The sequence below is a fragment of the Paenibacillus wynnii genome, from assembly GCF_030812855.1.
GTDB classification, from domain to species: domain Bacteria; phylum Bacillota; class Bacilli; order Paenibacillales; family Paenibacillaceae; genus Paenibacillus_AQ; species Paenibacillus_AQ wynnii_A.
This window is the reverse complement of the sequence record NZ_JAUSTK010000005.1, coordinates 197737-210852: the sequence shown is the minus strand read 5'-3', so window position 1 is coordinate 210852 and position 13116 is coordinate 197737. Positions and strand designations below refer to the sequence as shown.

Sequence of the window (13116 nt, the reverse complement as noted above, 5' to 3'; positions counted from 1 at the left end):
TAGAAGTAATAAAATGGTAAGATGCCTACTCGCGAATATTTACTACTGTGGAAAATATAGAGGAAGGCCAGTGATGATGGCAAATAAATTGATTTAATAAACAGTTCACACTGAAACCAGCGGAGAGGACGGACTGATTGCGGAAAAGCGGTAGCGGTCGCCTTTGTCTCCGGATGTACACTGCTAAGTGTTATTCAATACATCTGGAGACAACAGCGATTGTAGCAACGGTCCGTTCGCGGAGGTCCATTCAGCCACATCTTGCCTAATTTACCTCTTTAGCATTCTGCTCGCGATACTCTGTAGGCGTCTTGCCTGTAGCTCTTTTGAACACCTGAGTAAAATATCTGGAGTCCTGGTAACCGACAAGCGGTGCAATCTGGTACACCTTTACATTACTGTTCTGCAGAATATATTTCGCTTTCTCCATTCGACAGTTGGTAACATACTCCAAAAAGGTATAGCCTGATATTTGCTTGAACAGCGTACAGAAATGGCTAATGCTAAGATCCGCCAGCTCGGATACTTCCTCAATGCTAAGATCTTTATGATAATTACTGTCGATATACCGTATGGCTTTCTCAATAACACTTCGTCCGTCCTCACGGGTCACGGTCTTGTTGCTTTGCAGCATCCATTCCCGAAATTCCTGCTTCAGAGCATCTATCATCTCATTTAGGGTTTCCAGCGTATGCAGTTTGCCTAGCAATCCGTCCAAGGACCAATCTGCCAGTAAATTTAAATGCTCAAATTGTCTATACAGGACAACAACCATCTCAATGATGAGCCGCTCAGCTATTTCTTTGGGAAAAGCCTGCACCTCGATAAATGCTGACATCTCATCGAATAGGGTTAGCATTCGCTCCAAATTCAAGGTTCGGATACTGTCTATTAACGCGGCTTCCAATTCCTTAGGGTATTTGATTTCCCGACTTCCTGGAATTAACTTATCTTCATCAATATATACTCCAGCCTGACCGGAATAGAAACGTTGATATAATGCTTTTGCTGCCAAAGGATAGATGGTGCTCAGTTGATCAATTCCACGCGTGTTGCGGCTAATTCCTACGGAGCAAGATAATTTGGAATATCTTTTAATCGAACGAGTCAAGTTTTCTCCGAGACTTACCTTCTCGTTGCTTAATGAACCCGGAAACAGAATAATCCACTCGCCGTTATGAAAAGGAAACACCGTCAGCCCACCATTTTCCATGGACCATTCCTCTGTTATATTCCGGATCGCGAACAGCCATAGTCGTTTCTCTTCGGCACTCCACTTCGCAGTCAGGGACGCATAATCGTCGAGTTGGACGACTGCCATGAAATAATCTCCCTCCAGCTCACTGTTCTCCAGCCACTGTAGATGCTGTAAGGGACGCGGATTGCCCAAGGTGAATTCTGCAAACATACGCTCTCTGGCTAATAAGGACAGCATATGTACCGAATGTAGCAGCTGATCATTCTCTTTCTGTTGGTCCAACCTTGCTTTGGCTCGGGTTAGCATTTCAGTCAGCTCTTCATGATCAATAGGCTTCAGTAAATAGTCGAAAGCTCCCTGCCGGAGTGCTTCCCGGGCATACTCAAACTCCCCATAGCCGCTTATAAAAATAAAGATCAGCTTGGAATTGCGGGACAGTACTTCTTTCATTAAAGTAATTCCATCTATAACAGGCATTCGAATATCGCTAATGATAATATGCGGAGAGCTTTCGCTGATCAGGCGAAGAGCTGCCTCCCCGTTCCTCGCTTCACCAACTATATCGAGCTGAAGATCATTCCACGGAATGGCCATTTTCAAGCTGCGAAGAATGATAGGTTCGTCATCGACCAATATCACTTTGTAGTTCTCTTGTTGCACTCCCAATTGCAGCACCTCCAAGTATTAATTAACGATCGAGCTTTGAATCAGTTTCCAGTACTGCTCAGAAGCCGACTGCAGTTGCTGTAGTGCATGGTCTGAATCCACACTGTCACCAATCATTTCTTCGATCACACTCAAAAACGTCTTTTTCACTTCCGGTGACAAAACATTGTCATAGGGAACAAAGCTCAGACGACTCTCCTCCATAAGGCGCATGACCTGAGCAAAGACAGGCCCTGTCTTCTCGGGATCAAAGGATATCCGCATGGACGGAATACGCAAACCTTCATATACAATACGTGTCTGCACGTCCTTCGTGTAAAAAGCCTTCATTAGCTCTAGGGCCGCTTCCCGCTTAGCTCCATTTAGATTAGAGGACAGACCGATCCCCATGGTATACCCACCGGCAATGGACGCCTCCTCACCAACCTTTAACGTAGGGAATGAGATAACCCCCACTTCATTTTGAAAATTAGCTGGCGTATCCCCGCCGGAGAATAAATTAATATCCCAGTTTCCGTTCAAATACATGGCGGCTTTTCCACTGGTAAACAGGTGCACGGCCTTCTCCGTGGATAGATCGTTAGCTTCCGGACTGAAAGCACCGACTTTGATCCATTTATCTAGATGGTTGAAGGCTTGTAAATATTCTTTATTCTGAAATGTAGACTGTTCCTTCCCTGTCACCAGATTATTGATAAGCGTTGAACCTGCATACCTATCCATCAAGTATTGGGCAAAAATCCCCGCCGGCCACCGATCCTCATTCCCTAGCGCAAAGGGGATATATCCGTTCTTCTTCAATTTGATGATAGCTGCATCCAATTCCTCTATGGTCTCAGGGATCCTTATGTTCAGCTTACTGAATAGAGTTTTGTTGTAATACAAAGGTTCGGCGTTCCCCTCAATGGGCAGGCCATAGATATGTTTGTTCAACGTCCACAGATGAATATCCTTGAACTGGTTGCCCAGCTCATTCTCTTCCACAAAATCAGATAAATCCATCAATCGGTTGGAACGTATATAAGGCTCAATCTCCGCCCCCCCGAATAATACAAACATATCCGGAGGTGTGCCGGTTACCATCTCACTCTTCAGCTTTTGTTCACGGTGGATGGTCTGATCGAGGCCTTCAAAGTTTACTTTAACGTTCGGATGTGATTTCTGATAGTCACTCACGATCTCTTCAAAAATACTCAGCAACGGACGGTCATGCTCCTTAATCCAAAAGTGGCGAAACGTCAGCGTTATTTTATCCGGTGATTGATCTTCTATAGGTTCCCTGTCACCCAGGGTTATAAAAAGGACGGCACTAGTCATAGAGACAACATATAGCAGGATCCATCCCCATTTCATTAGCCACTTCACGGCATTCTCCCCTTTTGTCCCTGATGTTCAAGGTAGTATTTTTGGTATCCGGATGCGAATGGTTGAACCGAACCCAGGGGATGAACATACAAGAATGCCGTAAGGGCTGCCAAAACGAATGTTTAAGCGTTCATGTACATTTTTGAGTCCTACACCGCTGTCATTGTATTTCTTCTGATTGCCGGTTTCTTTATCCCAAAGACTTTGCAATGTCAAAAGGTCGAAGCCCGGCCCGTTATCCTTCACCATAATGATAAGATCAGGCCCGACCTCGCTTGCCTCAAGTACAATCGTACCCGGATCCTCCATCTGCTCTATGGCGTGGTACAGAGCATTCTCTACAATAGGCTGAACAATCAGCTTCTGTGTCATATAGGTTCTGAGATTCTCAGGAATTTCAATAGCATAGGAGAATTTATCCTCAAAACGGAATTTCTGAATATCCAAGTAATGACGAACGTGCTCGAATTCCATATGCAGCGGGATAAGCTCTTGGTTTTGACTGATACTGATACGCAGCAACTTGCCGAGAGAGATCACCATTTTACTAATATCCTTATTGCCCTGCAGAACGGCCATCGAGTTAATGGATTCCAGTGAATTATAGATAAAATGAGGATTTATCTGCGCCATCAGCGCTTGCAGCTCCGCTTCTTTCTTGCGCCCCTGCTCGGTCTGCACCTGTTCAATCAATTCATTGATTTGCGTACTCATCTGATTGAATCCGTCAATCAGCAGGTCACTTTCGTCATCCGCGCGATGGGGTGTAGTAATGGGCATAAATATCCCCTGCTTCACCCGCTTCATTCCGTTCACAGCACTGTTAATACTACGTACAAGTCGGGTAACGAAATAACGGTCAAACAAAACTGCAGACAGCAGAGAAACCATGACCAAGATGATCGCAATGTTGCGGATCGTGTCCGATTCCGAGGAAATGAGATTCATCGGTGTAATCGCTACCAAATACCAATCTAAATTATGCGAAGGGAGGAAAGTAATCAGTGATTTCTCGTCCTCATAATTGTCAATGTAATAGTCTTGTTCTTTGGAATAATCGCTTTCCAGAAACGGAAAATCTGTCCGCTGCCCAATGTGTTCACCGGATTTATTGAAGACTATATTCCCTTGCTTATTCACAAGCAAAATATCACCTTTCTTCAAGGTGGCTGCTTCCCAAAAAATCTGATCGAGCAGATCCGGTTTCACATAGACGACCAGATAGCCGATATCCTCCAACGAGTAATAATCCTTAATGACTCTGGCCTGAATGAGCACTGGATTTCCGGATTGAGCAGATCCATTCTCCCCGGGACCGTACCAGACAGGACGCCCTTCAGCGCTTACCATCGAACCGAACCAGGTTTGTTTTTTCATATCTTCATAAGACATGGGTGCATTATATTGATATAACAGCTGATCCTTACTATAAAGACTGAATGAAGTAATCATAGGATGATTGATCAGCAGGTTATTGATTTCTTGTTTGCGGTCATAAGTAATTACAAAATCAGGTTGCTTAAGTGTCTGTTGAATGGCTGGCTGTGTGATTGCGGAATTTGAAATAGAGGCTATTTCACTGAGTGCGAATTTCAGCTTACGGTCGGTCTCCAGAAGAGAGATCCAGTAGAAATTACTTGATTTCTTCTCCATGGCATTCGAGAAATTAATATACGTTACGGTTCCCATTAATATCACTGGAATAAACACGAGAAGAATAATAGCGAACAAGATTTTACGGCGGAGCTTCATCGTCTTTCCCTTCCTCCTGCTGTCTCTGTTCTCTAGTATTCTTCACCATGTTCAAAAGTCCTTGCTTGCACTGGAAAAGAGTCTTAACTTTTTATAGCTCCTGAGGTAAGACCGGCTATAACCCAACGGCTGAACAACAGGAATACAACTAGTAAAGGAAGTGTTGCTGTAAAGGTCGCTGACATAATCATCCCGTAATCGATACCGTCCCGCGTAGTAAACAGCTGCTGCAATGCGATTTGAATCGTGTAATGCTCCCGACTTTTTAACACAACCAAAGGCCAGAAGAAATCATTCCACACCGTCATGAAATTCAAAATACCAAGTGTCGCCATCGCCGGAGTAATGACCGGGATCGCAATGTTCCAAAAGATACGGAAATGTCCGCCTCCATCAATCCGGCCTGCTTCAATCAGTTCCGTATGTACAGCGGTGGAAATATACTGACGCATCCAGAAAATCCCGAATGCATTTACCATGGCAGGAACGATTAGTGCCTTGAAGGAGTCGATCCAGTGAAGCTTGGCCATAATGACATACGTTGGCAGAACCCCAAGCTGCTGTGGAACGAACAGTGTAGCAATGACAAAATAAAACAATATATTTTTGAACGGAAATTCATACTTAGCAAAGGCATATCCAGCCAATGTGCAGAAGAACACAACCGAAATCGTAACCATGGAAGAAACGAACAAGGAGTTCCCTATCGCTTGGAAGAAATCAGACTTCTCCAACACTCTTTTGAAATTATCTATGAACTGATCTCCTAAGGTTAGAAGCGGTGGTACGTGAAACACTGCACCCTTATCGTTTGATGCGACAACAAACATCCAATAAAAAGGGAATACTGAGACTAGAGCACCAAGAATGAGAATGAAGTAAAAGCCGATTTTGCCTAGCAACCCCATATCGTCCGGTTTCTTACGAAAAACACCTAATGTACTCATTTTTTTCTCCCTCCTGTATCTCCGCCCATGCGGCTGGAGACCAGCATATTAATAACAGAGAAAATGATCGTAACTAGGAACAGCATAACTGCGGTAGCCGCTGCCGTACCGAAGAATCCATTACGGAATGCCTCACTGTACAAATAAGTTACCATAGTAACACCTTCCTGCCTTGTTGAGCCTGTTCCGGATTGACCTAGGAATACATAAGGTTCCGTAAATAATTGCAGGGCGCCAATGGTCGAAATAAGGGTTACAAAGACGATGAACGGTTTCAACAACGGCAATGTAATGAAGGTAAACTGCTGCCTTCTGTTCGCACCGTCAATTCGAGCCGCCTCATACAAGTCTGTAGGTATGCTCTGGAGTCCAGAAAGGAAAATAATTGCGTTATAACCCGTCCAGCGCCACATCACCATCGTGGAAATTGCTATTTTCACACCCCACCAACCGGAGTTAAAGGCCATGCTTTCGAGTCCAAGACCATTTAACATCCAGTTAATCATTCCGTTATTACCGAACAGGGTGCTGAATACCAAGGTAACCGCCACAATCGAAGTAATATTGGGCATAAAGAATAAAATACGGAAGGTTTTCTTAAAGCGAGTCATTCCTGACTGCAGCAGTACTGCAATCAAGAGTGCCAACATGATTTGGGGAACGGTTCCCATTACTCCCATAATCAGCGTATTGCTGAAAGATATCCAAAAGGTAGGGTCACTCGTAATCAATTCATAGTTTTTCATGCCCACATATTTCATAGGGCCCATAGCATCCCATTTGAAGAAAGACAAATAAATTGTGAAGAATATCGGGTACAGTCCAAATATCGAGAACAGAATAAAGAATGGAGATATGAAAGTATACGCAGTTATGCGGCTCCGTCTTTGTTCAGTTAAAAAAGGACGTTTGCTCTCGGCATGCGGACTAATCAATACAGGTTGTGCCATGTCACACCTCCAGTTAATATACGGATAAATCCGGGTTCACAGAGCTTACAGCTCCCCGTTAAACCCGGACATTTCACTCATTTTGGTTCGAATTTAGCTGCGTTCTGCAAGCTTCTTCGCTTGTTTTACTGCTTCATCCCACTCTTTGGCCGGGTCTGCCTTTTTCTCCAATACGTTTTTCAGGGCGTTTTTGAAGAAAGTATCTGTTTGGTCATGCAAAGGTCCGTAGAATACCGGTTTTACGCGTTGTGCAGCTTTACCATATTCAACTGCTGTAACTTGATCTCCGAAGAATGCATCTTTACCTTCTGTGAAGGCAGGATCTTCGAACAATGCTGGAATCGAAGGCATAAGGCCTACAGATTTAAATGATCCCAATTGGTTCTCTTTGTTAAGTGCAAATTGAATGAAATCGTAAGCCTCTTTAGAATGCTTGCCTTCTTTAGGCAGTGTCAGGAATGAACCGCCCCAGTTACCAGCACCTTCTGGAAGTTGCGTAATGGACCATTTTCCAGTTGAATCCGGAGCATTGGTCTTGATGTTGCCAGCCATCCATGCAGGTCCAAGAACGACTGCAAATCCGCCGTCTGTCATGCCTTGACCCCATTCAGGGGACCATAACATTGCATTGCTGATCCAACCTTCTTGAATGCCTTTAACTGTAAAATCATACGCTTTTTTCACTTGTGGATTGGTGTCACCAATGAATGAGCCATCTGTTTTGCTGAAATAGATTTCATCTTGAGACTGGTCACGAAGTGCATTGAACACCAAATCTGTTACGTCTGCAAAAGGTTTACCGGTTTTTTCCTTGTACTGTTTGGCAACGGTTGCAAACTTATCCCAAGTATCAAGTGCTGCTCCTAATCCTGCTGGATCTACTGGCAGGCCGGCTTCCTTCATCAGATCTGAACGGTAATACACAACCGTTGGACCGATATCCGTTGGAAGACCGAGTTGGAAGCTGCCGTCCACAGAGGAACCTTGTTTCCATTTCCAGTCGAGATAGTTAGCTTGAATGTCTTTCGCACCTAAATCATTCAAGTTGTAGAATTTATCCTGAGCGCTGATGAAACGTTCCATGAAACCGATCTCAAGTTGGAAAATATCAGGAGCACCCGATCCTGCCGACAACGCTGTGGTCAGGTTGTTGTGGTGAGCGGTTTGATCGCCTGTATTTTGGAACTTGAAGGTTACGTTTGGATGTTCTTTCGTATACTCTTTAGCCAGATCTTCATAGTCAACAATACCGAGTGTCCAGACGGAAAGCTCAACCTTTTCTGCGGGCTCAGCAGTCTCTTCAGTTTTTGTAGCATCGTTTGTTGCAGCGGTGTTACCTGAAGTGTTCTTGGAATCATTAGTGCTGTTCTTGGCATTGTTGTTGCCTCCGCATGCTGCAAGTGAAGCTACAAGCATGATAGCAACCAACATCAGTGCCAAATGTTTTACTCTTTTCATTCATCTGTACCCCTTTCGACTATTTCTCTTACATTTTCCAGTGTACAGTAGGCATTCTTTTTTTTTGAGGAGGCAAACTTCCGATTTAAGGTGGAAATACTTACGGTTTTGTTTGTACATTAAAAAGAGTTGCCCCAACAGCCCATAAATAGCTGTTAGGAAAACTCTATATTTTGATGATAATAGCCCGTTAATTATCCCGTTTAAGCAGCTGGGAATTGGCAAGATACAACGTAATGACCAGTACCAGAATTGCTACGGCGTAAACCAGTGTGTCGAATGGATTCTCGTGATCAATAATGATCAGTCGAATAATCGCCGTAATTCCGATATAGATAAAATAACGGAGTGGGAAATGATGTCTTGCCTCGAAATACTTGATGATTAAGGCAATGAACTCGAAATACAAAAAATAAATCAGAATACCCTCCAATAAATCCAGCTTACTTAAATCTCCCTTGTCATTTATGAAGCCAAAGATATACAGCGTCTCCTTCCCTAGAAATGTAACAAGAATGAGCGCCAACACAATTAGAGCGATGTTCAAAACCCACTGAAGGACTTGCGGAATGTACTCAAATTTATTTTTCATTTTCAACTCGATCACCTCCTCCACTAAAAGTAACTTCAGTATAGTAGTGATTCCGTTTTCACAGCAAGCACGCCATGGAATTTCGGTTAAAGGTTGGTTTTCTTTTTCACCAAAGGTATACTGTTGTTACTTCTATTTATAGCTTTGAACAACTTGATCAGAGGAGATTTCTAACCTATGCCTATTAACCGCCCTATAATTACTGATACCGAATTACAGGAAGCGATGGATCGCAAATTGCATGTCCGTGTCTTCCAGGATGATCACATGGTGGTTTCCAGTGCTGCTGTCGTGCGCTTTACTGATGCTGATGTCGTGTTGCAGTCAAGAGTAAGCGATCTAGCCTATTATTCCCGACGAACCTGCGAATTCTATGAGGTTAGATCTTAATCTAAGTACAGGAGTGGATGGAGATGACCGAAAAACACATTCTTCGTGTGGCAACCGTAGAAATTCCCGTAACAAATTTGGGAGAGTCCATTTCTTGGTATTCAAAGAATCTTGGCACATCTATCCTTACAAAAACTGATCATACAGCTATGCTGACTTATTCAGCCACAAATTCCTCGGGTGAACCTACTCTTTATCTGGTAGAAACCAGTGACAATGAGCGTTTAACCTTTAAAAACAGTCATACAGATATCACCCATAGTGTTATTGATTTCTATGTTCCTGACCTCATAGCATTTCATGCATTCCTATCCGAGAATGGAGTCACCGTAACCCCATTACATCTATTTCCGGATGGAAAAGGACTAGGGGGATTCGGGTTTCGCGATCCGAGTGGAAATTCCTTCGGAGCTACTAATATTGTTCATTCCTAATGGCTAGAACAACAAAAAGCCGAATGCATCGACCCTAACCAAGGGCCTTACATTCGGCTTTTCACATGTCAACCTATTAGGAAGTTCTTTATTTGCTTGTTCCATGGTTTGATCTCAATTTCTCGTTCAGAACTTCCTGAAAGCTTAGGGTGGTCTTATCGGATTTCTCTAGCTTTGGATTGACCACGGGCTGAGGTCTAAAAAACTGATGATTGAAAGCCATAAGATTATGTACTGTCATACTCATTTACTTCAACCTCCTTCCGTAATCTTTCCAATGAATTTACGATAGATGCGAAATTTCTTATTCCTTATTTACCCCGGTCTTTCCAATCCTAAACATTTTTTTAATGATCCCTCACCTAAAAAAAATGACTTAAGTATCAGCTTTGTAGCTAATACTTAAGTCGACTTCATAAACCATAGGAATTAAATTCAATCGTTTATTTCTGGGATAACCCTTCTATGACTTTATCAATATTCCATTTAATCATCTTAAGGTAAGTGTCCCCTTCTTCGCCTTTTTTAGCTAAAGAATCGGTAAATATTTTTGAATAAATCGGTACCCCTGTTTCATTTGAGATGGTATCCATTGTTTTCGGATTAACGCTTGTTTCTATGAATAAAGCAGGTACTTGATTTTCATCAATGATTTTAATAATTTTTTTCATTTGTTCCGGCGTTCCTTGGCTATCTGTATTGATCTCCCAGATAAAAGCTGATTTAAATCCATAGGCGTTCGAAAAATATTTGAAAGCCCCCTCGCTTGTAACAAGAATACGTCTCTCTTGTGGGATTTCTTCTACAGCTTTTTTTGCATATTGATCCATTTCCTCAAGCTGTTTAACATAATCAGTTTGATTTTTTAGATAAAACTCTCTGTTGTCTGGATCTTTTTCAATTACACGCTGTGTGATGATATCTACATACTTTATTGAATTCTGAATATCTAGCCAAGCATGGGGATCTTCTTGAGTTTCTTTCCCTTTTTCGCTTAAATAGATGGGAGTTACTTCTTCTGAAACAGCAAATGCAACATCTTTTTTATTGGTCACTTCGAGAAGGTCCTGAAACCATCCCTTACCCGTTTCAAGGTTCAATCCGTTATAGAAAACTAAATCTGCGCCTGATACTTTGCTTGTATCCGAGGGTAACGGATCATACATATGGGGGTCCGTTCCGATGGGCACCATACTGTATACTTCAGCTTTATCCCCTACAATATTTTCTGTCATATCAGCGATAATGGAGTAAGTTGCAACAATTTTCAACTTATCATTATCGGCTTCCTCTTCACCAACATTTGAACACGCGGCAAGTAGCAACATAAACATTGTCAAAGATAGTATTTTTATTTTCTTCATCACTATTTCAGCCCTTTTCTTAGAAAATTATTTTTAGGTGAGAGTATAAATGAGATACTAAACATGCTTACTCCTACCAAGACGATCGTAGCACTTGTCGGCAAATTAAAGCTAAAGCTCGCAAACACCCCTACTACTCCTGAAAGAGCACCAACCGCCGAGGCTAAAAAAATCATGTGGGATAATTTATTCGTCCACAAATAGGATGTGGCTGCCGGAATAACCAGCATTGCGATCACAAGTACAATCCCTACCTGAGACAATGAAGATACGGTGACCACTGATAGAAGCATCATCAATAGATAATGATAGAAACCCGTTCTTAAACCATATGCCTTTGAGACTATCGGATCAAACGAACTGATTAAGAGTTCCTTGTATAACAATATAATTATCGCGATAACAACAATCATAATCATAAACGATCTCGTTAACTCAGACTGTGGGATGGCTAGAATGTTACCAAACAAAATATGCGTTAGATCAAGTCCGCTTTTGGCATAGGTGATCAGGACAATGCCAAGTGCAAAAAATGAGCTGAGAATAATTCCGATGGAGGTATCGCTTTTAATATTGCTGCGGCTTGTAATAAATTGAATGAGAATTGCGGCTAAAAGACCAAATAGTGAGGCTCCCAGAAGGATATTAATCCCTAAGATATAAGATAACGCTACACCAGGTAGTACAGCGTGAGATAAGGCATCTCCCATCAACGACATCTTTCTTAGAACAATAAAACTTCCTAACGCTCCTGAAACGATGCCAAGAATGATGGCAGATAATCCGGCGTTTAGCGCATAGACTGGAATGTTCAACAAAGCAGATAAAAAATCAATCATTATCCCCCCCTCCCATCCCTTTGATGATCACATTTCCTAAGGAGGACCCATAGGCACGGCGAATATTCTCAGTTGTAAAGGTGTCTTTAACATCACCAAAAGCAATCATTTTTTTATTGAGGATAATTATTTTATCAAAATATTCCTCGACTTCATGCAAATCGTGATGAACGACCAGTATCGTTTTCCCTTCTTCGCGAAGTTGCTTCAGCAGGTCTACAATAATTTTCTCACTGACCAGATCTATGCCGACAAAAGGTTCATCCAAGAAAAATACATGGGCTTGTTGTGCTAGTGCCCTGGCAATGAAGACCCTTTGAAGCTGTCCCCCGGATAAATTACTGATTTGTTTATTCGCAAGGTCACTTATATCCACCATTGCCATACAATGCTCGACCCTTTCCCGCTCTTTTTTTCCGGGACGCTGGAAAAGTCTCAAGTTTGGGTACGTTCCAGTCAGCACTGTATCTTTCACGGTTATTGGAAAAGAAAGGTCAATATCATTTTTTTGCGGTACATATGCAATCTTCCGTTTATACTCAGAAATACCTCTCCCCTCGACCATAATCGTTCCGGTTCTTTTTTTTATGACTTCTAACAACGCCTTAATGAATGTAGATTTACCAGCACCGTTCGGCCCAATAATACCAACGACATGCCCAAAGGGTATTTCTATACTTACATTTTCCAGTGCAGAATTACCGAAATAATCAACATTTAAGTCATTAATCTCGATCATAACAAAACTCCTTATCTCCTATGAGTATCTTATGTAGCTTTACTTTCATCATCTCCTGTTCGTTAAAGGCTGAGATAATTTGCACTAATACTTCTGAGAACCATGAGGTTTCTAATCTACGACAGCTTGTAATTCCATTAGGAAATTTATTGGACTGAAATAATTTTTGTTTCCTTCAAGAAACAATGATGTAATTATACATAAAAGTTTCCTACGGGAAACATTTATTCTTCTACTCAATATATTTAAATTTAGGCAAAGTGTCAATAATAATTTAAATTTTCTTGATTTATGCTTAGTCTAGTCCAATCCACTTAACATCCCCTTCGCTCAACAAGTAGATTAGTTGTATCCAAAATAAAAATCCGGAATCAGTTCATTGAAAAATATGGTATAATTACCCTGTTTCAAAGGTTCTTTGC

The 13116-nt window shown here is 42.0% G+C and carries 12 protein-coding genes; 1 reads left to right on the top strand and 11 read right to left on the bottom strand.

Going from position 1 to position 13116, the window contains the following annotated elements; genetic code table 11:
• Window positions 1-265: 265 nt before the first annotated feature.
• The 7 genes from J2T20_RS07665 to psiE form a co-directional block, all read right to left on the bottom strand.
• A complete protein-coding gene (locus J2T20_RS07665) occupies window positions 266-1864 on the bottom strand; it encodes a response regulator (RefSeq protein ID WP_307587110.1) in 1599 nt (532 codons plus the stop codon).
• Between the two features lie 18 nt (window positions 1865-1882).
• A complete protein-coding gene (locus J2T20_RS07660; RefSeq protein ID WP_307587108.1) occupies window positions 1883-3229 on the bottom strand; it encodes an ABC transporter substrate-binding protein in 1347 nt (448 codons plus the stop codon).
• Window positions 3230-3256: 27 nt separating this feature from the next.
• The gene (locus J2T20_RS07655) at window positions 3257-4981 is read right to left on the bottom strand and encodes a cache domain-containing sensor histidine kinase (RefSeq protein ID WP_307587106.1); all 1725 of its coding nucleotides are present in this window, start codon (window positions 4979-4981) and stop codon (window positions 3257-3259) included.
• Window positions 4982-5064: 83 nt separating this feature from the next.
• Window positions 5065-5928: a carbohydrate ABC transporter permease gene (locus tag J2T20_RS07650; protein ID WP_307587104.1), complete on the bottom strand. Its 864-nt coding sequence runs from the start codon at window positions 5926-5928 to the stop codon at window positions 5065-5067.
• Window positions 5925-6878, bottom strand: a complete 954-nt coding sequence (locus J2T20_RS07645) for a carbohydrate ABC transporter permease (RefSeq protein ID WP_307587103.1) — start codon at window positions 6876-6878, stop codon at window positions 5925-5927. Before J2T20_RS07645 ends, J2T20_RS07650 begins: the two co-directional genes overlap by 4 nt.
• A 93-nt stretch (window positions 6879-6971) precedes the next feature.
• A complete protein-coding gene (locus J2T20_RS07640; RefSeq protein ID WP_307587101.1) occupies window positions 6972-8336 on the bottom strand; it encodes an ABC transporter substrate-binding protein in 1365 nt (454 codons plus the stop codon).
• A gap of 190 nt (window positions 8337-8526) precedes the next feature.
• The gene (gene psiE, locus J2T20_RS07635; protein ID WP_373457767.1) at window positions 8527-8934 is read right to left on the bottom strand and encodes a phosphate-starvation-inducible protein PsiE; all 408 of its coding nucleotides are present in this window, start codon (window positions 8932-8934) and stop codon (window positions 8527-8529) included.
• Window positions 8935-9341: 407 nt separating this feature from the next.
• On the opposite strand from psiE, the gene J2T20_RS07630 reads away from it, so the two are divergent.
• Window positions 9342-9752 (top strand): VOC family protein, encoded by a 411-nt coding sequence (locus J2T20_RS07630; protein WP_307587099.1) that lies wholly within the window; start codon window positions 9342-9344, stop codon window positions 9750-9752.
• 88 nt (window positions 9753-9840) lie between these two features.
• Here the strand turns inward: J2T20_RS07630 and J2T20_RS07625 are convergent, their stop codons facing one another.
• The 4 genes from J2T20_RS07625 to J2T20_RS07610 form a co-directional block, all read right to left on the bottom strand.
• A complete protein-coding gene (locus tag J2T20_RS07625) occupies window positions 9841-9999 on the bottom strand; it encodes a hypothetical protein (protein ID WP_307587097.1) in 159 nt (52 codons plus the stop codon).
• 196 nt (window positions 10000-10195) lie between these two features.
• A complete protein-coding gene (locus J2T20_RS07620) occupies window positions 10196-11116 on the bottom strand; it encodes a metal ABC transporter substrate-binding protein (RefSeq protein WP_307587095.1) in 921 nt (306 codons plus the stop codon).
• A gap of 2 nt (window positions 11117-11118) precedes the next feature.
• Entirely contained in the window at window positions 11119-11952 is an 834-nt protein-coding gene (locus tag J2T20_RS07615) for an iron chelate uptake ABC transporter family permease subunit (RefSeq protein WP_373457771.1), read from the bottom strand.
• A complete protein-coding gene (locus tag J2T20_RS07610) occupies window positions 11948-12694 on the bottom strand; it encodes a metal ABC transporter ATP-binding protein (RefSeq protein ID WP_307587093.1) in 747 nt (248 codons plus the stop codon). Before J2T20_RS07610 ends, J2T20_RS07615 begins: the two co-directional genes overlap by 5 nt.
• Window positions 12695-13116 lie beyond the last annotated feature (422 nt).